Origin of the sequence: Mesorhizobium vachelliae, assembly GCF_033977325.1 — a bacterium.
GTDB classification, from domain to species: Bacteria; Pseudomonadota; Alphaproteobacteria; order Rhizobiales; family Rhizobiaceae; genus Mesorhizobium; species Mesorhizobium vachelliae.
On sequence record NZ_JAVIIR010000009.1, the window covers coordinates 74,829 to 97,386 of the forward strand.

Below are 22,558 nucleotides of genomic sequence, written 5' to 3' on the forward strand. Positions count from 1 at the left end.
ACCATGATCATCGACACGCATCTGCATCTCGTCGACCAGAGCGCGCTTCGCTATCCGTGGCTGGCCGGCGCGCCGGCGCTGAACCGCGATTTCTCCTATGAGGAATACGCCGCCGACGCGCGGCGCTCAGGCATCGAAGGCGTCCTGCATATGGAGGTCGATGTCGATCCCGCCGACATCGCCGCCGAGACCGCTTATGTGAAGTCGGTCGCCGGTCGGGCCGGGAGCCTGCTTCGCGGAGCGATCGCCGCCTGCCGGCCCGAAGAGGCCGGTTTCGAGGCCTATCTGGAAACGGTCAAGGCCGACCCGTTCGTCAAGGGTTTCCGCCGCGTGCTGCATGTTGTGCCCGACGATCTGTCGGAAGGGGCGCTGTTTCGCCAGAACGTCAAGCGGCTGGCCGGCACCGGCCTGACCTTCGACCTGGTGGTATTGCCGCATCAGATCCCGAAGGCGATAGCGCTTGCCGACCTCGCGCCCGACGTTCAGTTCGTCCTCGATCACTGCGGCATGCCCGACATCAAGGGCAACGCCGAGCATCCGTGGCGCGAGCATATGGAAGCGATCGCCAAGCGGCCGAATGTCGTCGGCAAGATCTCCGGCGTCGTCGCCTATGCCGACCCGGCGACCTGGACCGTCGAGACGCTCAAGCCCTATGTCGAGCACACCATAAGCTCATTCGGCTGGGACCGGGTGATCTGGGGCAGCGACTGGCCGGTCTGCACGCTGGGCGGCGGGCTGACGACCTGGATTGCCGCGACGCATGCGCTGCTTGCCGGCGCGAGCGACTCGGAGCGGACGCGCCTGCTTTCGGGCAACGCCCGCCGGCTGTGGCGTCTTGGCTAGGCTAGAGCGTTTCACTGTTTCACGGAACCGGCGAACCGCTCTATTTCCATTCATTGCATGAAATCAGCGCAAACGCCGGAGATTGGTTGAAGCCGCCGCAACCCCGTCATTCTATGGCGGAGCAAGGAGCGAAGCGACGCGCGCAGACCATAGAATCCATGCCGTGACTTGGAAGCGCCGCCACGGTTCAGAATTCTGCTCCGCTGCACTCCTTGGCGAAGGTAACGGCATGGATTCTAGGGTCTTCGCTACGGAGCTTCGCTCCTGCTCCGCCCTAGAATGACAATCGCGATGGGCGTCTCGGCCAATCTCCAATGCATGCCACCTGCCAACGCAAAATAGGACTGACCGGTCAAAATCCCCGCGCAGTACCACTAGTCGCTGTCAGCGAGCATTTGCGCCGGCACACCGAGTTCTGGCCCGGCGTCGGCGAGCCGCTGATCAAGCGTATATACCGTGGCGCCATGCTCCGATGCGATGGCGAGATGCAGCGCGTCCCCCGCTCGAAGCCTAAGATCGTGCCGATCGGCAAACTTCGCTGCCGCCCGGAACTGCCCACCCGTCACGCCTAGGACGGTAAGGCTCTCGGCGACCAGCTTATTGAACATGGCAAGCACCGCGGCGCGCTGTTCCAGGCTGATTTGTCCGGTGCGTAGTTTGATCGCCATGGCGGACGACATCTCGGTAACTGTCCAGTCGCTAATGAGAAGCTGCACCGGGTCCTGTTCCGTAAGCCAAGCCTGCACACGAGCCGTCATCGCTTCGTTGGTCAGCGCCGCGACGACCAGCGACGTGTCGAGATAGAGCATCAGTAGCGATCGCCATCCCGCATCGACCGCACGAGGTCGGCGGCGCTCTGAGACTGGGCCGGCATCGCTGCCGTCAGCGATCGAAGCAGCGCGACATCGATCGGTTTGCGCGGCCTGGCTACGGCAGTGAGCCGCGCGACCGGCTTGCCGCGGCGAGTGATGTCGATCGAATCGCCTGCCTCGACCCGATCGACCAGTTCACTGAGGTGGGCCTTGGCATCCGCCAGATTGATCGGATTCATGTCACGCTCCTGACCATATAGATGGTCATATAGCGCATCAGGCTTGACAATTCCAGATCGATGCCTCGCTGCGATCAAGCTAGGCTGGAACGGTGTCGTTCCTCGGGGTCGGCCGAGTGCGACATTTACGAAGGCGATCAGGATCAAACAGCTAGCAGCTCGATCTAGATCGTCGTGCGGACGTGGCGCTCGCGACCGTAGAGCGAGACCGGGAGCAGGATGACAAGGCCGAGCGCGGCCTGCACCGTCGACGGGCGGAAGCCGAGGCCGATCAGCAGAGTGTTGATTTCGGTGAGCACCAGGACGCCGGCGATGGTGCCGAGATAGCTGCCGCGGCCGCCGACAAGCGCCGCACCGCCCACCACGACGGCGGCGATGGTCTGGAAGAGATAAGGCTGGCCGACATCGCCATAGGCCGAGCCGGTGAAGCCGAGTAGCAGCACCCCGGCGACGGCCGCGAAGAAGGCGCTCGCGGCGTAGGTGACGATCCACATAAGCAGCGGATCGATCAGCGCCAGGGGTGCGGCCTCCGGATTGCTGCCGACCGCGTAGAGACGGCGGCCGTAGGCTGTGCGGGCGAGCGCCAGCACGATCAGCGCCGTCAGCACGACGAGGCAGGGCACCAGCAAGGGGACTGGCAACGGACCGACCGAGCCGCCGATCGAGACGAAGCTGGACACCGTTGCCGGCGCGGAGCCTGACGGAAAGCCTCCGGTCCACAACAGCACGGCGCCCTGGACGACCATGCCGATGCCGAGCGTGACGATGAGCGGATGGATGTTGAGCCCGCGCGAGATCAGCCCGTTGAGCGCGCCGATCGCGATGGCAAGAACACCCACGAGGACGCAGACCAGGGCGAAGTTCCAACCCTGGCCGTAAAGCTGCGCCGCGACGACATTGGCGAAGCCGATGACGAAGGGAATCGACAGGTCAATGCCGCCTAAGATGACGACCAGGGTCTGGCCGATCGAGGCCACAGCCAGCAGCGAAGCGATGACCAGCAGCGCGCGGATGGCGAAGGGCGCCGAATAGCCGGGGATGAGCAGCGTGCCGACGATCTGCAAAAGCAGCGCCATCGCGAAGGCGCCGGCGATGCGGGCGTTGGTGGACTGGAACCAGTTGCTTGTCATCCGGTCAGCCTTTCCGCCTCGATAGCCGTTCCTGCACCGCCGTCAGCACCACGGCGATAACGAGGATCAGGCCATAGGCGATCTGCAGCACATAGGTTGAAACATTAAAGGTGGTGAGCAGGCTCTGCAGGAGGAAGATGTCGATGGCGCCGATCGCGGCGCCGCCAAGTCCGCCGCGTCCACCGGCGAGGCTGACACCGCCGAGCGCCACGGCGGCAATCGCAATCAGCGTGTAGGTCGGGCCGATATTGGGATCGGCAGAGCCGATCAGCGAGGTGAGCATCAGCCCTGCCGCCGCCGCGAATATCCCTGTCAGGACATAGGTGATGAGCCGCACCCTGGTCACCGGCACGCCGGCCGTGTAGGCGGCGCGGTCGTCGCTGCCGACCGCCATCAGCAGGTCGTAATAGGGCGTCCGGCGTATGAGCAGCCAGCAGAGCCCGATCAGCGCCAGCGGCACGATCGAGAGCGGTCCCGCCATCGCCTTCAACCAGTCCGGCGCGGGGCCGATCGGCGCAGGCAGGATGGTGAGCGTGACACCGGTGAGGATCAGGTAGGTGCCGAGCGTCGCCACGATCGGCTGGATGCGGACGATGGTGGCGAGCACGCCGTTCGCGGCCCCGACTGCCGCCCCAACCAGCAGCGCGGCCGGAACGATGATCCACGGCGACGAGATGCCGAGATTGAGGAACAGAAGCTGGATGACCAGAGCGTTGACGAAGCCCATCAGCGGACCGACGGAGATGTCGATGCCGCCCCGCCCCGCAAGGATGACTGGCGCCGAGGCGACGGCCGCACCGATCAGAGGGGCGGCAAGCCCGAGCAGCGTTCCCCATGACGAAGGCTGAAAACGTGCCGGATTGAGCGCGACGTTGAGCACGAGCAGGACGACGAGCATCACCACGGCAAAGCCGACGCCGCGCAATTTGCGAAGGACCGGGCTCATGCGGCGCGTCCGAACATGGCGGCGATCACCATGTCGGTGGTCATTTCCGCGCCCGAGAACTCGGCGGACACGCGCTGTTCGCGGAACACCAGCACGCGGTGGCAGAGAAGCAATATCTCCTCGATCTCGCTGGACAGGATCACCAGGGCCATGCCCTCGGCAGCAAGGCCGCGGAAGGCGTCGTAGAGAACATGTCGGGTCGCCACGTCGACGCCGCGCGTCGGATCGTTGAGCAGAAGGAAGCTGGGCTCCAGCGCAAGGGCGCGGGCGAGCAGCACCTTCTGCTGGTTGCCACCGGACAGCGTGGTTATGGCCGCATCGGGGCGCGGCGCGACGATGCTGAGTCTTTGCCTATAGGCCTCATAGCGGCGCCGACGCGCCGCGAAGCTCAAGAGGCCGAAACGACGGTCGCTGGATACGGTGGAGATGGCGAAATTGTCGAGCACCGACTGCGTCGGGAAAATGCCGGTCGAGCGGCGATCGCGCGGCAGATAGGCGATGCCGCTGGCGACGGCCCTGCGGAAGCTGGTGATCGATCCTGCCTTGTCCTCGACGGCGATCTCGCCGGCGACCGGCCGCTCGAGCCCGGCCAGCGCGCGCAGGAAGCGTTCCTGGCCGTGGCCGTCGAGCCCGGCAAGACCAACGATCTCGCCCGGCGCGATGGTCTGGCCGATCGGGTCGACGCCAGGAGCGATCACAAGGTCGCGCACACGAAGAGCCTTTGCCTCAGCCATGCGCCAGCTCCGCGGCCGTTTGCGGCGCCATCGCGGCCAGTAGCTCGGCCGGCATCGAGGCGCCGCGCTCCTCGGTTTTCACCACGCGGCCGGCGCGCAGGATCGAAATGCGGTCGGACAAAGCCATCACCTCGTCCATGCGGTGCGTGATGAACAGGATCAGCGTGCCGGCGCCGGCCATTGCGCGCATCAGCGCGAAGACCGATTCGCGATCGGCGAAGTCGAGCGCCGCCGTCACCTCGTCGAGGATCAGGACACGCGGGTTGCGGATGACGGCGCGGGCGAGCACGACAAGCTGTCGCGCGGCAAGCGGCAGCTCGCCGCATGGACGGTCGAGATCGATCGGGGTCACCGCGAAGCGACCGAGCGCGGCCTGCGCCCGGGCCCGCCGCTCGCCGCGCGGCACGCCTCGTCGCCAGAAGCCGTCGAGGCCAAGCAGAATGTTGTCGGCCACCGAACGGTCGGGCGCGACCAGCACCTCCTGGAAAACGGTGGCGAAGCCGGCCGCCTGGAAGGCGGCGGGCTGCGTGCCGGAAAACGCCTTGCCGTCGAGCAGGATCGCGCCGCCGTCCGGCTGCACGATGCCGGAGAGGAGCTTCACCAGCGTGCTCTTGCCCGAGCCGTTCTCGCCGAGGATCGTATGGATCGTGCCGGGACGGAAGGCGATCGATGCCTCGGCCAGCGCGACGGTTTCGCCATAGCGTTTGGAAACGCCTTGGACTTCGAGCATGTGTCTTTCCGAAAGTTGAGAAGCCGGCCGTTCAAGAAGAGCCGGCTTCGCGCGGCATCACTTGGCGCAGGCGTCCGGCACCTTGGAATAATCCCAGCCCTTGGTCGGCGCGGGATTGGCGAAATAGGCGCCGAGCACGTCCTCGGGCATCGGGTCCGTCGGCGGCACTGGGAAGACCGAAACGGCGTCCGGCGTCATGCAGTCCTTGTACCATTTGTCGAGCTCGGCGGCATGCACCGGCGGGATCGGGATGAGCAGCGTGTTGAGCTTCGGCTTCTGGCCGTCGAGCATGCGCTCGCCGACGCGAAACAGCGTCTGCGCCGTCCAGCCCGGCAGCACGGCATGGCCCTCAAAGCGGTACTTGTCGGGATTGGCCTTCCAGTAACCGAGCGCGTCGCCGGTGATCGAGCCGGTGATCAGCGGCGCCGGGCGGCCGGCTTCGGCGAAGGCCTCGGCGACGACGCGGCTTTCGCTGCCTGTCGTCCACACCGCGTCGATCGGCGCCGGATTGGTGGCGATCGCCTGCAGCACCACCGTCTTGGTGACGTTGGCCGTCCAGTTGCCGTTGACGGTGCGCGCGACCTTGAGGCCCTTGTTCTCGGCCAGCGCCTTGTCGGCGCCCTGCTTTTCCTGGACCACGATCGGATGGCCTGCGATGCCTTCCACGACCAGCACGCTGGCGTCGGGCTTGGCCTTGCCGATCGCCGTCATCATGTCATAGCCCCAGCGGGCATAGTTGGAATCGACATTGATGGCGTTGGGGCTCGTGACCGAGCCGGCCGCGGTGATGAAGGGAATGCCTGCCTTGGCCGCCGCATCCACGGCATCGTCGAGCGCCGTCGCCGAGCCCGGAATCGAGGTGATGATCGAGCATTTCTTGTCGATGAAGGCGCGGATCTGGTTGATCTGCTGGCTTGGATCGTTGTTGGAATCCGACACCTCGAAGCTCGACACCGTGCCGTCGGCGATGAGGCCGTCGACCAGCCGCTTCAGCTCCTTGGTGACCGAGACACGCCACGGATTGCCCTGGTAGCTCTCCGAATGGCACCATTTCCATGGCTTGGCGGGCGGCGTGAAATTGTCCCAGGCCGAGGGCAGAACCTTTTGCGGGGCGCCGTCATATTGCGCCTTCAGCACATCCGGCAGGCCGTCGATCACCGATTTCACGTCGGCGGCATGGGCGGCGAGCGGCATCGAGACGATGGCGGTTGCGGCGAGAAGGCCGCGTATCAGGCTGGTCATTTTTTCCTCCCTTGGTGCACTCAAAACTAGCCGGCGGCGGCCGGCGCGAAACTCTCACGGAACAGACGGTTGATGTCGGCGACGACGCGCCTGGCATCGTGCCTACCGGCAAGGCCCTCATTGAGGCGGTCGGAGGCCTGTTGCTGGAACGCCATGTAACCGTCGTGGCGTGGGCGGACCCAGGCGCTTTCGAGCGTCGCGCGCGTGTCGCGATAGAAGCCGCCGGTCGCGGCGTTGACGGTGTCATCCTCCCAGGCCGCGGCGTGGCCGGGCTGGCCGCCGGCGGCGGCATAAGGGCCGCGCTGCACGTCGCCGCTGGCGATCCAATAAGCGAAGTCGATCGCCGCCTCGCGCGCGGCGGAAAAGGCGGAGACGGCGATGCCGGTGCCGCCGAGCGCGGAGCCGACCGGGCCGGTGCCGCCGGCGACCGGCATGTCGGCGAAGGCAAGGCGGTGCGGCCGGAAGCCCGCCACCGCATAGGGAACATAGCCATAAATCAACGGCGCGCAGGCGATGCGCGAACCGGGCTCGATCATTTTCTCGAACACGGCGATCGGATCCATTGTCAGGCATGCGGGATCGACGAGCGCCGCAATCTCGCGCAGCATCTCGAAGGCGGTTTCGCCGGTCTCGGCGTCAACAAGGTCGGACGAACCGTCGACCATGCACGGCCGGCCGAGGTCGGCGGCCAAAGTGTAGAGGCACATCAGCGAATGCGGCGGCCTGAGCGGCAGGAGCACGCGGCCCTGCTCGGCAAGCGCCAGCACTTCGGTCCAGATTGCCGGCGCGGCTTCGATCAGATCCGGCCGCCAGGCCTGAACCTGGGTCGCGGCGTCGATCGGGAAGCCCCATTGCCGGCCCTGCCAGGTGTAGCTTGGATAGGATTCGCCGACGCTTCCCCTGGCCAGCGCTTCGCGCTCCGCCTCGCGTCCGGGGACATCGAGCGGCGCCAGGCATTTCTCGGCGGTGATCTGGCCGACATGCGGATGGTCGATGACGATCAGATCATAGGCGCGGGCGAGCTCTTCCACCGGGAAGGACTCGAAATCCTGCAGCGAGCGCTTTTCCCATTCGATCGAGACCCCGGTCTTTTCCTTCCAAAGCGCCGAGCACGCCACCATCGGGTCATAGCCGCGCGGATGGCTCCAGGTCATGCCTTTCAACGAAACACCGCTCACAGGTCGAACTCCGCGCGGATCTTTTCGCTGTGCTCGCCGATGCGCGGGGCGGCGCGATCCACCTTGGCGCGCGCGCCGTCGACGCGCAGCGGTGTGCGGGTAGTGAGGATCGAGACATTGTCCTCGCGCGTCACGGTCTGCAGCATGTCGAGCGTCTTGAAGCCGTCACTCTCCATCAGCTCCGGCCAGGTCAGCACCTTGGCGCACCAGATGTCGGCGGGCTCGAGCACGGCCAGCCATTCGTCGATGGTCTTTTCCGCGATGCGCCTGGCGATGATCGCCTTGATCTCGTCGCGGGCGGTGAACCAGGTCGCGGGCTTGTCGCGGAACGGGTCGAGCTCGGACAGCTCGAGCAGATCGGCAATCTTCGGGATCGGCGTCATGGCGATCGCCAGATACCCGTCTTTGGCCGGATAGACGCCGTAAGGCGCCGAGAGATAGGCATGGGCGCTGCGGAAGGACGAGCGCCTGGGCAGGCGGCGGCCGTCATTGAGATGCGTGGTCAGCACCTCGAACTGGAAATCGACCAGCGCTTCGAGCAGGCTGGTCTCGACGTGACCACCCTCGCCCGTGATGCCGCGCCGCACCAGCTTGGCGAGGATGCCTTGGGCGCAGGCCGCGCCCGCCAGCATGTCGGCGACCGCCAGGCCGAACGGCACCGGTCCCTGCTCCTCGTCGCCGTTCAACCACATGACGCCGGAACGAGCCTGGGCGAGCAGGTCCTGCCCCGGGCGCTTCACCCAGGGACCGTCCTCGCCATAGCCGCTGATCGAGGCATAGACGAGCCGGCGGTTGATAGTCCTCACATGCTCATGGTCGAGGCCGAGCCGCTCGATGACGCCCGGCCTGAAATTCTGGATAAGCACGTCGGCCTTGGCGATCAGTGCGCGCAACATGGCGAGATCGGCCTCGTTCTTGAGGTCGACGGCGAGGCTCTCCTTGCCGCGGTTGATGGCATGGAAAATGGTGGAATCGCCGCCGATCTCGGTGTCGCTGAGATAGAGCCGGCGCGACAGGTCGCCGCCGTCGGGCCGCTCGATCTTGATGACGCGCGCGCCGAGGTCGAGCAGGCGCAGCGAGCAATAGGGACCGGACAGGAACTGGCTCATGTCGATGACGACGAGGCCGGTCAACGGAAGTTCTTTTTCAGCGGCCACGGCTCACTTCTCTGTCTTGCCGACGAAATCGGCCGGGTTCTTGTATTTCACCGTCTGCAGATGCTCGCAGTAAAGCACGAGCTCTCCTTCACCCTTGAAGACTTCATAGCTGGCGCGGATCAGGCCCATGTCCTGGTAGCGCGGCTTTTTGTCGAGGTTGGTGCGGATCGAATAGATGGTGTCGCCGATGAAGACCGGCTTGATGAAGCGCAGTCTATCGTAGCCGTAAGAAAAGGCGTTGATGCAGTTGGTGGCGACGAGGCCGAGACCGGCCGAAAAGACGAAAGCGCCCGCCACCAGCCGGCGGCCAAAGATACCCTCCTTCTCGGCGAACATCTGGTCCTGCACATAGGGGTGGATATCCAGCACCAGCGCATTGAACGCATGGCTTTCGCCTTCGGCGATGGTGCGGCGGAGCGAGCGGATTTTGTGGCCGGGCTGCCAGTCCTCGTAGAACCAGTTTTCCGAATTCCAGACAGGGATCTCGGCATGCGCCTCAGGCATGTCGGCGGGATGCGTCGAGGCGACACCGACGGTCGGAGAGAATGCGCTCATGATCCGCTCCGGAAGCTTCCCGCGCGGCCTGCAAAGCGGTTCCGGGCATGATGCCGGATGGCGAGATGCATGATTGCTTTCCTCCCGTCGATTTTCTTTTGTGAATAATATTTTCACATATGGGATTGCCTTGCAAGCGACGATCGGCGAAATTTTTGGAAAGCCGGCACAGGCGAAGGAGCCGCCGGTCCTGAGCAGGCATTCGCGGGCAAGCCCACGAATGCCTGCTCAGGATTGTTGTTTTTCGCAGGTTCTCTTCGCAAAACCGTGGGACACTTTTGCGGAACCTGCTTAGGAGGAAGATCGATGCAAAGCGCCTGTCTTGTCTTTGTCGGCAGCCTCAACCGAGAGGCGCCCTATTTCCAGGGCGCGCGCGGCGTCGGCCTCGGCGTCTACGCCTTCGACGAGGCGACGCTTGCCGTGCAGAAGCTTGCCGAGACCAATGAGGTCGACAATCCGACCTTCCTGTCGGTGACGCCGGACGGCTCCCGCATCTATGCCAATTCGGAAGTCTTCGCCTGGCGTGAGGGAACGGTCACGGCCTATCGCTTCGAGCGCGCCACCAATTCGCTTGCCTATATCAACAAGCAGCCGTCGCTCGGCAGCATCACCGCGCACAACACGATCACCCGCGACGGCAGCAAGCTTCTGGTGGCGAATTACGGCATGGGCAGCGGCGGTCCCGACAGGGCGGTCGCTGTGTACGGCTTTGCGGCCGATGGCGGCCTGACCGCGCCGCTGGCGAGCGTTGCGCATTCCGGCATCGGCCCCAACGCCGAGCGGCAGGAGCGGTCGCATGCCCACAGCGTCACCGAGACCATCGAGGGTGGCGTCGCCATCGTCGCAGATCTCGGCATCGACCAGTTGGTCTCCTACCGGATCGAGCCGAACGGCGCGCTGGTGAAGCTCGCCTCCTCGGCGCTCGCGCCCGGCGCTGGGCCGCGTCACGTGGTGCTGCATCCGAACGGCCGCTTCGTCTTCGTCATGAACGAGCTGGACTCGACGGTCGTCTCCCTGGCGCTCGACCAGTCCTCGGGCAAGCTCGAACTGATCGACACGAAGCCGGCAGTGCCCGAACCGGCGCGTGCGCGCAATCACTGCGCCGACATCCAGATCTCGCCCGACAGCCGCTTCCTCTACGGCTCCAACCGAGGCCATGACAGCGTCGCCATTTTCGCCGTAGACCAGCAGTCGGGGAAACTCAATATCGTCGACTTCACGCCTTGCGGCGGCGCGACGCCGCGCAACCTCGCGCTGACGCCGTCCGGCAAGCATCTGTTTTCGGCAAACCAGAATGCCGACCGCATCTCGATCTTCGCGCGCGACGAGACGAACGGCCGGCTGACCGATACCGGTCGTGCCATCGAAATCGGAACGCCGATGTGCGTGCGGATCATCGAGGACCCGCTTCGATCCTAGCTGCCAACCATGCTTACTGGCTGACCCGGGCGAACGAGCCGGTGTAGGTCTGGCCGGCAAGCGCATAGGTAACGCTGAGCGTTCCCGGCGACGCCATCGTGGCGGTGATGTCCGCGCCGTTCGGCAGGCGTCCGAGCTTCAAAATGTTGCCGGAAATCCTGCCCGAACCGTCGGCGACACCCGGCTTGTTGTCGGCCAGGTCGCCCCATGCATAGCTGGCCGTCACCTGCCCGCCCGAGGACACGGTCAACACCGCCAGCTTGCCGTCATACATGCCGTTGAGCTGCCCGGCCCATATGCCGGAGAATGCGGCGTATCTGGCCGGAACGCCCTTGCCGGGCGGGACGACCGCGACCGTCTGATCCAGCACCGCCGAATTCGGCAAGGCCGGAGCGGGAGCGGCGGCCGGAGCGGGTTGCGGGTCGGCAACAGGCTGCGTTTCCGGAGTCGATTGACAAGCAGCAAGCGCGACCGCGATGCAAAACATCGGCAAGGGACTGTTTGGCCGCGCAAGCAGTCTGGGTCGAACCCGCAGCTGATTCCCATCCAGAACCGGAATATTCATAAGCATCCCATCCCTCTGGCAGGAAGCCTTAGCCTAGTTGCCGCCACCATCATAGGGATTTCCTCGGGCGCTTTCCTTTGCATCCGGGGCGAGCAAATCGTCGCCGCGACGCCGTGGATCGAAGCGATCAACGGGGAATCCGCCACAGGGATGTCAGAACCGGTTCAAGCGAACGTGCCCGCGAGACGGACACTCCGACTATTGAGCCTGCGTGCCGCCTGGGATCAGCAGAAAGCCCTGTTCGATACCTCCGGCTCAGCATCGACGGCTCTCATGCCGGCTTGCCGATATCTTTCGCCGGATCCGACCTGCGTCACTTCGGTCCGACAGCTTTCCAGGGACGATCGCTCCACTTGCGGCATCCATCGAGACTCCGTTGGGGCATGATGCTGGAACTCCCGCCGATGCCCCGCGTTCCCAAGAGACAGCAGCGATTGCGCTTCACCGATCCGAGGAAGATCGTTCGTCAATTTCCTTCGGGAAGAACGCGACAAGAGCACGGAGTTCCAGCCATGGCTTTCACGCTTGAGAGTCCAGCCTTTGGAAACGGGCAGGTCATTCCCGAGCCCTATGTCCGCAGCGGAGGCAATTTGTCTCCTCCCCTGCAGTGGAAGAACGCGCCGGCCGGCGCCAGAAGCTTCCTGCTGGTCGTCGAGGACCCCGACGCGCCGCGCGGCATGTTTCGCCATTGGGCGGTCTATGACATTGCCGTCGGGCGGGACCGCCTGCCGGAAGGCACCGCCGGGCCGGAAAATTTCCGCCAAGGCGTGAACGACTTCGGCAATGCCCATTACGACGGTCCCCAGCCGCCAAAAGGGCACGGCGTTCACCACTATCACTTTCGCCTCTCAGCCCTCGACGTCGAGACGCTGGAATCCGGCGGGGAAACGGGCATCGCAGATCTTCTGGCCCATGCGGAGCCGCACATGATCGCCACCGCCGACCTGGTCGGCACATATGAAAGCCGCTGATGCGCAAGGCGAAGCAGGCTGTCTGTCGGCGTTCGTTTATGCGCTCGTTCGAACAAGGAGCAAAACAATGCCGGACAAGAGAACCATCAAAAAGGCCCGCGAAGACAAGCGCGAAGGCAAGTCGGCAAGCACACAGGCCGGTGAATTCGTTCACGCGGAAATCGACAAGGTCCGCCAAGGCAAACACGGCGCCCGCTCTGCCAAGCAGGCGATCGCCATCGGTCTTTCTGAGGCGCGCCGGGCGGGCGTCGACCTGCCGCCTCCCAAGAAAGGCGACGTAAAGGAGAGCACGCGCAAGAGCGCCAAATACGCTTTCGAGACAGGCCAGGATGAACGGAAACCCAAGCGTCGACCGAAGGTCTCGAAGGCGGTGTCGAAGGTGCTTGAGGACGAGCCGAAGAGCACCGCCTCCCGCAAGGCCCTGTCGCGGCAGGCCAAGAGCGCCGCATCCGGCCGCACGGCCGCAGAGCGGTCGGCGGCGGCCCGGAAAGCCGCGCAGACCAAAGGCGCCGCCGGACGATCGGCGGCAGCGCGCAAGGCAGCCAGAACCCGCGCCCAGCGCGGTTAGACTAGCGGCAGTTGCAAGACGAGGAGCGAGCCGTTGAGCAGGTTCCTGCGTCAGGCCTCATGCCGGCCACGCAATACCTTCGCATCAAGCCTCCCATGCGGGCATCGCGCAGTTAAGCGCGAAAGCCGTGACGACTTCGGCTATCTGAAAAACTTTGCCAGGAAGGACTGTTTGGTGGAGCCAATCGGAATCGAACCGACGACCTCTTGAATGCCATTCAAGCGCTCTCCCAACTGAGCTATGGCCCCACTCCCGGCAGTCAGCCGGCGCCGTTTCCGGCGAAGAGATCCGGCGCGGTTGGGACCGCGCCGTCGTTTAGTGCTGGCGGCTTCTAGCGCCGCCTTCGGTCAAGATCAAGCCTTCAAAGACCGCTTTTTCGTCACAGGCCAAAATGGCCGGCAAACAATCAGAATCAGACCTCGTCCTCGTCGTCGCCGACGCCGATCATATCGGAGACGTCGTCGTCCTCTTCCTCTTCGTCGGCAAGGAAGGTGTCGTCGTCATCGTCGCCGAGATCGACGTCGTCATCCTCGTCGTCGCCGAGATCGGGAAGATCGTCGCTGCCGCCCTTGGCCTCGTCATCGGCTTCCTCGAGCGAGACGACTTCGGCGCCCTCTTCCTCGTCGCCGTCCACTTCCTTCTCCGCAACTTCCTCGTCTTCCTCGAGGGCGGAAATCTTGCCTTCGTCGAAATAGGAACGCGGATAGCTCTTGCCGGTATAGGGCGAGACGATCGGATCTTTGTTCAGGTCGTAGAATTTCCGCCCCGTTTCGGGGTCGACACGCTTGGTGCCAAGTTCAGCTTTTGCCACAGCAGGCCTCGTCGATAAAAGAGTGGTCCCCTTAACCGCAGTTTTAAGCGCTGTCAAAGCCAAAAGCCGGCATTGTAAAAGCTTGCATTCGAAGGGCCGCGCCTAGGGGATGACCATTGCGGCGCGCCGTGATACGAGACCGCCGCAACATCAAGAATAGAGCCGGCCAGCCGGCATTTCATTTGGAAGACAAAATGTCTCATTCCGCCGCCGCTAAGCCGGCCACGGCCCGCAAATCTCCTGCCCTTGCCGGCACAGCCCGCGTGCCGGGCGATAAGTCGATCTCGCATCGCTCCTTCATGTTCGGCGGCCTTGCCTCCGGCGAGACGCGCATCACCGGCCTGCTCGAAGGCGAGGACGTGATGCGCACCGGGGCCGCCATGAAGGCGATGGGCGCGCATATCGAAAAGAACGGCGCCGAATGGGTGATCCGCGGCACCGGCAACGGCGCGCTGCTTGAGCCGGAAGGCCCGCTCGATTTCGGCAATGCCGGCACCGGCTCGCGGCTGACCATGGGCCTCGTCGGCACCTATGACATGGAGACGACCTTCATCGGCGACGCCTCGCTTTCCGGCCGGCCGATGGGCCGCGTGCTCGACCCGCTGCGCCAGATGGGCGTGCAGGTGCTGAAGGCAGCACCCGGCGACCGCATGCCGATCACGCTGCGCGGCCCGAAGCACGCCGCGCCGATCACCTATCGCGTGCCGATGGCCTCGGCCCAAGTGAAATCGGCGGTGCTGCTTGCCGGCTTGAACACGCCGGGGATCACCACGGTGATCGAACCGGTGATGACACGCGACCACACCGAAAAGATGCTGAAAGGTTTTGGCGCCAACCTGACCGTCGAGACCGACGAGCGCGGCGTGCGCCATATCTTCATCGAGGGCCAGGGCAAGCTCATCGGGCAGACCATCGCCGTGCCGGGCGACCCCTCCTCCGCCGGCTTCCCGCTGGTGGCGGCGCTGATCGTGCCGGGCTCGGACATCGTGATCGAGAACGTGCTGATGAACCCGACCCGCACCGGTCTTTTGCTGACGCTGCAGGAGATGGGCGGCCGGATCGACATCCTTAACCCGCGCAATGCCGGCGGCGAGGATGTGGCGGACCTGCGCGTGCGGTATTCTGAATTGAAGGGCGTCGTGGTGCCACCGGAGCGCGCGCCGTCGATGATCGACGAATATCCGGTGCTGGCGGTCGCAGCCAGCTTCGCCGAGGGCGAGACGCTGATGCAGGGCCTGGAGGAATTGCGCGTCAAGGAATCCGACCGGCTGTCGGCGGTCGCCAATGGGCTCAAGCTCAATGGCGTAGACTGCACCGAGGGCGAGGCTTCGCTCGCGGTGCGCGGCAGGCCGGGCGGCAAGGGGCTGGGCGCCCATCCGAATGGCCAGGATACGGTGGTGAAGACGCATCTCGACCACCGCATCGCCATGAGCTTCCTGGTGATGGGGCTGGCAACGGAAAAGCCGGTGACGATCGACGACGCCAACATGATCGCGACGAGCTTCCCGGAGTTCATGGGGCTGATGAAGGGACTGGGCGCGGAGATCGAGTAAGGACCGATGGGTTATTGGGGCCAAACTGAAATGCTGGCGGGACAGCGCCCCCCTCTGTCCTGCCGGACATCTCCCCCACAAGGGGGGAGATCAGCCCTCATCGCGGCTTTCGCCAATCGCCCACGTTGCAGAATTGAGCGAGGCGCCAAAACTGCCAATCTTCCCCTTTGTGGGGGAGATGTCCGGCAGGACAGAGGGGGGCGCGAAGGATCGCGGCGTCCATCTTCTTCAATCTTGGCGATCTGCCCATGAGCATCCCCTTCACCATCGCCATCGACGGCCCCGCGGGCGCGGGCAAGGGCACGCTCGCCCGGCGGCTTTCCGACCACTACCGGCTGAACCTGCTCGACACCGGCCTCACCTATCGCGCGGTGGCGCACAAGCTGCTCGAGCTCGGCCTGCCGCTCGACAATGTCTCGGCGGCGGAGACCGCGGCACGGCAGGTCGATCTGTCAAACCTCGATCGCACGGTGCTGTCGGCGCATGCGGTGGGCGAAGCGGCCTCCAAGGTCGCGGTCATTCCCACGGTGCGGCGCATCCTGGTTGAAAAGCAGCGGGCCTTCGCCAAGGCGCCACCGGGTGCTGTGCTCGATGGCCGCGACATCGGCACGGTCGTGTGTCCGGATGCCGACATCAAGCTCTATGTGACAGCGAGCGCCGAGGTGCGGGCGAAGCGCCGGCTGGCCGAGATCGAGAGCATGGGCGGCAGCGCCGACCTCGCCATCATCCTCGCCGACATCGAGCGTCGCGACGAGCGCGACATGGGCCGCGCCGACTCGCCGCTCAAGCCGGCGGCGGACGCGCACTTGCTTGATACCAGCGAAATGGCTATAGAGGCCGCGTTTCTAGCGGCGATGACGATCGTTGACGAGGTCCTTGCCAAGAGAAACAAGGCCTGATCAAGGGTTTTTCGGTTGCCGTCGGCGGCTAAAATACCCATATCGGGCACGAACCAGCCTGCCAGCATTCTTCATGCGCCGGACTTGCCGCTCCGATAGCGGCCAAGGGCTCTTCAGCCCGGAACGCCGGCAGGCTCACGCAACGCTAACCCACGGCGCCCGCTCCGCGACTGAAGCGGAGCATTCCAGGAGAAACAATGTCAGCTGCTAATCCGTCTCGCGACGATTTCGCGAGCATGCTCGAAGAATCATTCACCGCCGGCCATTCCGGCGAGGGCCAGGTTGTCCGGGGCACGATCACCGCGATCGAAAAGGACATGGCCATCATCGATGTCGGCCTCAAGGTCGAAGGCCGCGTGCCGCTGAAGGAATTCGGCGCCAAGGGCAAGGACTCCTCCCTCAAGGTCGGCGACACCGTCGAAGTCTATGTCGAGCGCATCGAGAACGCGCTTGGCGAAGCCATGCTGTCGCGCGAGAAGGCTCGCCGCGAGGAGAGCTGGGTGCGCCTCGAAGAGAAGTTCACCAAGGGTGAGCGCGTCGAAGGCGTCATCTTCAACCAGGTCAAAGGCGGCTTCACCGTCGACCTCGACGGCGCCGTGGCGTTCCTGCCGCGCAGCCAGGTCGATATCCGCCCGATCCGCGACGTCACCCCGCTGATGCACAACCCGCAGCCCTTCGAGATCCTCAAGATGGATCGCCGCCGCGGCAACATCGTGGTGTCGCGCCGCACCGTGCTCGAGGAGAGCCGCGCCGAACAGCGTTCGGAGATCGTGCAGAACCTCGAGGAAGGCCAGGTGGTCGAAGGCGTGGTCAAGAACATCACCGACTACGGTGCGTTCGTCGACCTCGGCGGCATCGACGGCCTGCTGCATGTCACCGACATGGCATGGCGCCGCGTCAACCATCCGACCGAAATCCTCAACATCGGCCAGACGGTCAAGGTGCAGATCATCCGCATCAACCAGGAAACCCACCGCATCTCGCTCGGCATGAAGCAGCTCGAGTCGGATCCGTGGTCGGATATCGGCACCAAGTTCCCGATCGGCAAGAAGATCAAGGGCACCGTCACCAACATCACCGACTACGGCGCGTTCGTCGAGCTGGAGCCGGGCATCGAGGGCCTCATCCACGTTTCGGAAATGTCGTGGACGAAGAAGAACGTGCACCCCGGCAAGATCCTGTCGACGACCCAGGAAGTCGACGTGGTCGTGCTCGAGGTCGATCCGGCCAAGCGCCGCATCTCGCTCGGTCTCAAGCAGACGCTGGAGAACCCGTGGGAAGCCTTCGCGCGCAACCATCCAGTCGGCAGCCAGGTCGAGGGCGAGGTCAAGAACAAGACCGAGTTCGGTCTGTTCATCGGCCTGGAAGGCGACGTGGACGGCATGGTGCACCTCTCGGACCTCGACTGGACCCGTCCGGGCGAGCAGGTCATTGAAGAGTACAATCGCGGCGACATGGTCAAGGCGCAGGTGCTCGACGTCGACATCGAGAAGGAGCGCATCTCGCTCGGCATCAAGCAGCTGGCCCGTGACACGGTCGGCGAAGCGGCCAACAGCGGCGAGCTGCGCAAGAACGCCGTCGTCACCTGCGAGGTCATCGGTGTGAAGGATGGCGGTCTGGACGTGCGGCTGGTCGACAGCGGCATCGAGACCTTCATCAAGCGTTCGGACCTTTCGCGCGACCGCGACGAACAGCGCCCCGAGCGCTTCACCGTCGGCCAGAAGGTCGACGCCCGCGTCATCGCCTTCGACAAGAAGACCCGCAAGCTGCAGGTCTCGATCAAGGCGCTGGAAATCGCCGAGGAGAAGGAAGCGGTCGCCCAGTACGGCTCGACCGACTCCGGCGCCTCGCTGGGCGACATCCTGGGCGCGGCGCTGAAGAAGCAGGGCAACTAAAGCATTCCAGGAACCGCGCAGCGGTTCCGTCCGGAATTGCGTAAGCCCCTTCGCCTAACCAACAAAAAACCCGCCGGAGCGATCCGGCGGGTTTTTCCTTGACGGGATATCTGTGCCGTCAGGCGCGGCCGTAGAGCGGAACCAGCGTGCCGCTCATGGCCTGGTTGGCGGGCGAGGCGAGGTATGCGATCGCCTCTGCCGCGGCCTCCAGGCTGACCCATTTGCTGAAATCGGCGTCCGGCATGCTGTCGCGATTGGCCTGCGTGTCGAGCGTCGAGGGGGCCACCGCATTGACCAGGATGCCCTTGTGCTTCAACTCCTCGGCCATCGCCACGGTCATAGCCGCGACCGCCGCCTTGCTCGCCGTATAGGCGACCATGCCCGAACCTTTGCGCGGTTCCAACGCCGCCCGCGCGGTGACGTTGACAACGCGGCCGGCGGTATTGGACGCCAGCATCGAGCGTACCGCGGCGCGGCTGCACAGGAAGGCTGTGCGGGCGTTGGTGTCCATCATCTCGGCGAAGGAAGCCGACTCGATCTTTTCGACCGGCGCCATGGTGAAGCCGCCGGCGAGATGGATGGAGGCCCAGAGCGCGGGCACCTGATGGTAGAAGGCCTCGACCTTGGCCGAATCCGACAGGTCGACATTGTGCGCCAGATGCACGCTGGCATGAGCCGCATAAGGAAAATGCGGCGGGGCAGCCGCGTGGGCATTGGGCACATGGCAGATCGCGCCTTGCTCCAGCAACCTGCCGACAACCGCGCCGCCGAGCGCCCCAGTGCCGCCCGTCACCACGACATGCCTGCCATTCAGCGTTTCCGTCATACTTAGACCGCTCCTGTCATTTTTTTATGATTATATCTTGGGTTATGCCGCCCCAGCCTCGAACGTCGCGCCTTTCGCGCTGTCACTCAATTGAAATATCGACATAGCTGGCGCAGCGTCTTTGCATGCGTCGGACCCGTGGCGGGCGGCGCCGATTGCCGGTGCGCCGGCAAACGGTCGCACAAGCTTTCAGTCGACGGTGATTTCGATGACGCGCGGCTTGGCGGCCGCGCGCGCGCGCTTCAGCGCCTCGGCAAGACCGCCAACCCCGGTCAAGCGCTCGGCTTCGATGCCATAGGCCTCGGCGAGCTTGCAGAAATCCGGCGGCGCCGGCGAGACGCCGACCGGCTCGACGCCGACATCGAGCATCGAGGTCTCGATCTCGCGATAGCCGCGATTGTTCCAGACGACGAAGATCACCGGCGTCTCGGCATCGAGCGCGGCGCCGATCTCCGGCAGGGTGAACTGGAAGCCGCCGTCGCCGGTGAGGCACACCACCGGCGCCCCGGGTACGGCAAGTGCCGCGCCGATCGCCGCCGGCGGACCGTAGCCCAGCGCGCCGAAACCGGTCGCGGCGTTGAACCAGCCGCCGGGACGGTCGTGGTCGTAATAGAGGTTGGCGGCGTAGATCGGCTGGGTCGAGTCGCCGACGATGATGGCGCCCGGCAGCGCGTCGCGGATCGTCTCCACCGCATGAACCTGCGCCAGGTACTCGGGCTTCAGCTCGGCTCGCGCTGCCTTCCGCGCGGCGGCCGCGCGAGCCTCGCCGTCTTCCGCGGCAGGATGGCCAGGCCCGATGGCGACAAGCAGAGCCTCGATCCCTTCCGCACAATCCGCCTGGATGCCGACCGTCACCGGCCGGCGCGCGATCTGGTCGGCGCCGATATCGATGCGGATCAGGTTCCTGGGCAGCACGAAGCCGCCATCGCCATAGCCGTCATAATCGGTCGGTCCGAATTCGGTGCCGGCGGCGATCACCAGATCGGCGTCCGCCATCAGCGTGCGCACCGCCTTGAGGCTGGGGCTCGCCGGGACGCACAGCGCATGGCCATGCAGAAGGCCACGCGCATTGGCCGTCTCGACGACAGGAGCGCCGAGCGTCTCGGCCAGGCGCCGCAACGCCGCGTCGGCCTTCCTGGCGCCGCCGCCCGAAAGGATCAGCGGGCGGCTGGCGGCCTTGATCAGCTTTGCCGCTTCGGCGACCGCCGCCGCGTCCGGGACCGGCGGCGCGGCGTTGCTCAGCGCCGCCGCTATGCCGTCGGCGGGCTTGACCATGACGTCGGTGGGAATCTCGATGTGGACCGGGCCTGGCCGCGCCGACGAGAAAAGCGCGAAGGCGCGGGCGAGCGCGCCCGGCAGTTGCCCGGCCTCGGTGATGCGCTCGGAAGACAGCGCGACCTTTTCCATCATGCCGCGCTGGTCGGGCAGTTCGTGCAGGAAGCCCAGCCCCTTGCCCAGTGTATCGGTGGCGTTGACACCGGAGATGACCAGCATCGGCACCGAATCGGCGCGCGCCTGGCCCATGGCGGTGATGGTGTTGGTCAGCCCCGGCCCGGTGATGACGAAAGCGACGCCCGGCCGGCCGCCGGCGCGCGCATAGCCGTCGGCCATGAAGCCGGCGCCCTGCTCATGACGCGGCGTGACATGGCGGATCTTCGAGCGCGCCAGGCCGCGATAGAGCTCGACCGTATGCACGCCCGGAATGCCGAAGACGGTGTCGACGCCATGCGCTTCGAGCAGGGTGATCAGCGCTTCGCCGATGGTGGTCATTGATTTCCTCCCGTTGCAGCGGATCACTCTTCTGCGAAACAGTGATCCGCTCTGTCTCTTTGTTTCTTACGCAATTCCGGACGGAACGTTACGGCGAAGTGGCCGAACCTAACCGCTTCTCACTTTTCCTGAACTAGCGGCCCGAGGCCGAGCTCGGCCTCGACAGCCTTGATGCCGATCGCCGCCAATTCGCCGGGCGAGAACATCTCGCCGGCCAGGCAGCCTTCGATCCAGAGCCCGTCGATGATCGCGTTGATGGCAATGGCATGGTGGCGCAGCTCAGCCGCGTCCGGCTTGCGCCGTTCGGCGGCGAGCACTTCGGCCACGACCGCTTCCACCTCGTTGCGGAAGCCGAGATAGCCTTCGCGGTGGGCGCGAGCGAGCGACGGATCCGCGCCGGCGCGGCCGATGAAGGTTGCCCAGAGCGAAAACACCCGCTGGTCGATGATCGGCGCGTTGAGGTTGGCGGTGACGAAGGCCGCGAGACGCTGGCGCGGCGAGGCATCTTCCAAGGCCAATGCCGCTTTCGCCTGCTCCGTCATACGACCCATCAGCGCCGCATAAGCCTCCTGCAGCAAATCTTCCTTGCCGGGGAAATAGTGGCGGATCAGCCCGGCGGTGACGCCGGCGCGCAAGGCGATGGTGCGCACGGTGGCGCCCTGCAAGCCATGTTCCGCCACGCTGTCCAAGGTGGCATCGATCAGGTCCTGCCGCCGCCGCTCCTCGCCCTCGCGGCGGAACTTGCGACGGGACGGCGCATTCATTGGCGCAGGATCGGCCGCGTCAGGCATGTCGGCCCGCCTTCGCAGGCGATGCAGAGCGCGTCCGCCTCGAAGATCTCGACCGTGCAGCCGGCGGCCTCCATCGCGGCTTTGGTCCTGGGAAAACCGGCCACGGCAATGACCTTGCCCGGACTGGTGGGCAGCACGTTCAGGCTGAGGCCGTTGGAAGCGGCGAATTCTTGCGGATCGCCTTCGACCAGACGGATGCCGCGCGCCTTCAGCATCTGATAGAAGGGGGCCGGCAAAAGCGGCGAATAGACCAGCGCGAGGTCGTCGGCCAGCGGGCTGATCACCGACATCAGATGCAGGCACGCCTCTTCGCCCTGCCACAGCGGCAGATCGAAGCCGTAGACCGAGATGCCCAGCGGCGTCAGCAGGTTGGCAACCTGCTGGATGCCTTCCTGATTGGTGCGCACACCGCGCCCGATCGCCAGCGTGCGGGCATCCAGCCATACACAGTCGCCGCCCTCGACCTGGCCGGGCGCCTCGACACGGCCGAGGATCGGAATGCCCAGCCTTTTATAGGTTTCCTCATGCAGCGAAGGCTCTTTGGCGCGCAACGGCTTGCCCATCGACAGGATCAGCGCGCCGCGGTCGGTCATCAGCGACGGGTCATGCGTGAACACCGAATCCGAAAGGCCGTCGGCCTTGTCCTCGATCCACTCGATCTCGGCACCGGAAGCCGTCACCAGTTCGGCAAGGGCCGAGTGCTGCGCGGCTGCTTTGGCAGGGTTGAACCCAGGCCCATAGTGCCAGGCAGTCCTGTCGGCGTCGCGCATGGCATTGGCCGCCGAACGCATCAGCACACGCCGCAGCGGCGCCGCCATGGACTGTGATCCGAAAGCGCTCATCGATGCCCTTCTAAGATGAAAAAAAGCGAAAAAATTTCATGAAGGGCTATTTATACACTTGCACAACAACGCCGCAAGTGCC

At 65.0% G+C, this 22,558-nt stretch carries 23 protein-coding genes and 1 tRNA gene; 7 read left to right on the forward strand and 17 right to left on the reverse strand.

The window, feature by feature from the left end:
* Positions 1-3 precede the first annotated feature (3 nt).
* A complete protein-coding gene (locus RFM41_RS19705) occupies positions 4-843 on the forward strand; it encodes an amidohydrolase family protein (RefSeq protein WP_320250475.1) in 840 nt (279 codons plus the stop codon).
* A 374-nt stretch (positions 844-1,217) separates the two neighbouring features.
* Here the strand turns inward: RFM41_RS19705 and RFM41_RS19710 are convergent, their stop codons facing one another.
* The 10 genes from RFM41_RS19710 to RFM41_RS19755 all read right to left on the reverse strand — a co-directional run bounded on the left by RFM41_RS19710 (position 1,218) and on the right by RFM41_RS19755 (position 9,566).
* The gene (locus RFM41_RS19710; RefSeq protein WP_320250474.1) at positions 1,218-1,652 is read right to left on the reverse strand and encodes a type II toxin-antitoxin system VapC family toxin; all 435 of its coding nucleotides are present in this window, start codon (positions 1,650-1,652) and stop codon (positions 1,218-1,220) included.
* Positions 1,652-1,894: a type II toxin-antitoxin system Phd/YefM family antitoxin gene (locus tag RFM41_RS19715; RefSeq protein ID WP_320250472.1), complete on the reverse strand. Its 243-nt coding sequence runs from the start codon at positions 1,892-1,894 to the stop codon at positions 1,652-1,654. Before RFM41_RS19715 ends, RFM41_RS19710 begins: the two co-directional genes overlap by 1 nt.
* A 164-nt stretch (positions 1,895-2,058) precedes the next feature.
* Positions 2,059-3,024, reverse strand: coding sequence for an ABC transporter permease (locus RFM41_RS19720; protein ID WP_320250470.1), 966 nt, complete (start codon positions 3,022-3,024; stop codon positions 2,059-2,061).
* A gap of 4 nt (positions 3,025-3,028) precedes the next feature.
* On the reverse strand, positions 3,029-3,970 hold the full coding sequence (locus RFM41_RS19725) for an ABC transporter permease (protein WP_320250468.1): 942 nt from the start codon (positions 3,968-3,970) through the stop codon (positions 3,029-3,031).
* Positions 3,967-4,704, reverse strand: a complete 738-nt coding sequence (locus RFM41_RS19730) for an ATP-binding cassette domain-containing protein (RefSeq protein ID WP_320250466.1) — start codon at positions 4,702-4,704, stop codon at positions 3,967-3,969. Before RFM41_RS19730 ends, RFM41_RS19725 begins: the two co-directional genes overlap by 4 nt.
* Positions 4,697-5,434 carry an ATP-binding cassette domain-containing protein gene (locus RFM41_RS19735; protein WP_320250464.1) on the reverse strand — a complete coding sequence of 246 codons (738 nt, stop codon included), beginning with the start codon at positions 5,432-5,434 and terminating at the stop codon, positions 4,697-4,699. Before RFM41_RS19735 ends, RFM41_RS19730 begins: the two co-directional genes overlap by 8 nt.
* A gap of 57 nt (positions 5,435-5,491) precedes the next feature.
* On the reverse strand, positions 5,492-6,676 hold the full coding sequence (locus tag RFM41_RS19740; RefSeq protein ID WP_320250463.1) for a substrate-binding domain-containing protein: 1,185 nt from the start codon (positions 6,674-6,676) through the stop codon (positions 5,492-5,494).
* A gap of 26 nt (positions 6,677-6,702) precedes the next feature.
* Positions 6,703-7,830: an extracellular solute-binding protein gene (locus RFM41_RS19745; RefSeq protein ID WP_320250612.1), complete on the reverse strand. Its 1,128-nt coding sequence runs from the start codon at positions 7,828-7,830 to the stop codon at positions 6,703-6,705.
* A 20-nt stretch (positions 7,831-7,850) separates the two neighbouring features.
* Positions 7,851-9,011 (reverse strand): CaiB/BaiF CoA transferase family protein, encoded by a 1,161-nt coding sequence (locus tag RFM41_RS19750; protein WP_320250461.1) that lies wholly within the window; start codon positions 9,009-9,011, stop codon positions 7,851-7,853.
* A gap of 3 nt (positions 9,012-9,014) precedes the next feature.
* Positions 9,015-9,566, reverse strand: coding sequence for a MaoC family dehydratase (locus RFM41_RS19755; protein WP_320250459.1), 552 nt, complete (start codon positions 9,564-9,566; stop codon positions 9,015-9,017).
* Between the two features lie 306 nt (positions 9,567-9,872).
* On the opposite strand from RFM41_RS19755, the gene RFM41_RS19760 reads away from it, so the two are divergent.
* Positions 9,873-10,985 (forward strand): lactonase family protein, encoded by a 1,113-nt coding sequence (locus RFM41_RS19760; protein WP_320250457.1) that lies wholly within the window; start codon positions 9,873-9,875, stop codon positions 10,983-10,985.
* Positions 10,986-10,998: 13 nt separating this feature from the next.
* On the opposite strand, the gene RFM41_RS19765 is transcribed toward RFM41_RS19760, so the two are convergent.
* Positions 10,999-11,355 (reverse strand): hypothetical protein, encoded by a 357-nt coding sequence (locus tag RFM41_RS19765; protein WP_320250455.1) that lies wholly within the window; start codon positions 11,353-11,355, stop codon positions 10,999-11,001.
* Positions 11,356-11,933: 578 nt separating this feature from the next.
* On the opposite strand from RFM41_RS19765, the gene RFM41_RS19770 reads away from it, so the two are divergent.
* Together RFM41_RS19770 and RFM41_RS19775 are read left to right on the forward strand one after the other, a co-directional pair.
* Positions 11,934-12,521 carry a YbhB/YbcL family Raf kinase inhibitor-like protein gene (locus RFM41_RS19770; RefSeq protein WP_320250453.1) on the forward strand — a complete coding sequence of 196 codons (588 nt, stop codon included), beginning with the start codon at positions 11,934-11,936 and terminating at the stop codon, positions 12,519-12,521.
* 67 nt (positions 12,522-12,588) lie between these two features.
* The gene (locus RFM41_RS19775; RefSeq protein ID WP_320250451.1) at positions 12,589-13,089 is read left to right on the forward strand and encodes a DUF6496 domain-containing protein; all 501 of its coding nucleotides are present in this window, start codon (positions 12,589-12,591) and stop codon (positions 13,087-13,089) included.
* A gap of 172 nt (positions 13,090-13,261) precedes the next feature.
* On the opposite strand, the gene RFM41_RS19780 is transcribed toward RFM41_RS19775, so the two are convergent.
* A tRNA-Ala gene (locus RFM41_RS19780) sits at positions 13,262-13,337 on the reverse strand.
* A gap of 164 nt (positions 13,338-13,501) precedes the next feature.
* The gene (locus RFM41_RS19785; RefSeq protein ID WP_320250449.1) at positions 13,502-13,900 is read right to left on the reverse strand and encodes a TIGR02300 family protein; all 399 of its coding nucleotides are present in this window, start codon (positions 13,898-13,900) and stop codon (positions 13,502-13,504) included.
* 194 nt (positions 13,901-14,094) lie between these two features.
* Here RFM41_RS19785 and aroA point away from each other — a divergent pair, with 194 nt between their 5' ends.
* From aroA to rpsA, 3 genes are all read left to right on the forward strand, one after another.
* A complete protein-coding gene (aroA, locus tag RFM41_RS19790) occupies positions 14,095-15,453 on the forward strand; it encodes a 3-phosphoshikimate 1-carboxyvinyltransferase (RefSeq protein WP_320250447.1) in 1,359 nt (452 codons plus the stop codon).
* Between the two features lie 248 nt (positions 15,454-15,701).
* Complete coding sequence (gene cmk / locus RFM41_RS19795; protein WP_320250446.1) at positions 15,702-16,352, forward strand: (d)CMP kinase; 651 nt, start codon at positions 15,702-15,704, stop codon at positions 16,350-16,352.
* A gap of 197 nt (positions 16,353-16,549) precedes the next feature.
* Positions 16,550-18,247 carry a 30S ribosomal protein S1 gene (gene rpsA, locus RFM41_RS19800; protein ID WP_041001096.1) on the forward strand — a complete coding sequence of 566 codons (1,698 nt, stop codon included), beginning with the start codon at positions 16,550-16,552 and terminating at the stop codon, positions 18,245-18,247.
* Positions 18,248-18,365: 118 nt separating this feature from the next.
* Here rpsA and RFM41_RS19805 read toward each other — a convergent pair whose 3' ends face one another.
* From RFM41_RS19805 to RFM41_RS19820, 4 genes are all read right to left on the reverse strand, one after another.
* A complete protein-coding gene (locus RFM41_RS19805) occupies positions 18,366-19,073 on the reverse strand; it encodes an SDR family NAD(P)-dependent oxidoreductase (RefSeq protein WP_320250444.1) in 708 nt (235 codons plus the stop codon).
* 189 nt (positions 19,074-19,262) lie between these two features.
* Positions 19,263-20,843, reverse strand: a complete 1,581-nt coding sequence (locus RFM41_RS19810; protein ID WP_320250443.1) for a 5-guanidino-2-oxopentanoate decarboxylase — start codon at positions 20,841-20,843, stop codon at positions 19,263-19,265.
* Between the two features lie 119 nt (positions 20,844-20,962).
* On the reverse strand, positions 20,963-21,634 hold the full coding sequence (locus RFM41_RS19815; RefSeq protein WP_320250442.1) for a TetR family transcriptional regulator C-terminal domain-containing protein: 672 nt from the start codon (positions 21,632-21,634) through the stop codon (positions 20,963-20,965).
* The gene (locus RFM41_RS19820; protein ID WP_320250441.1) at positions 21,604-22,476 is read right to left on the reverse strand and encodes a dimethylarginine dimethylaminohydrolase family protein; all 873 of its coding nucleotides are present in this window, start codon (positions 22,474-22,476) and stop codon (positions 21,604-21,606) included. Before RFM41_RS19820 ends, RFM41_RS19815 begins: the two co-directional genes overlap by 31 nt.
* Positions 22,477-22,558: the final 82 nt, after the last annotated feature.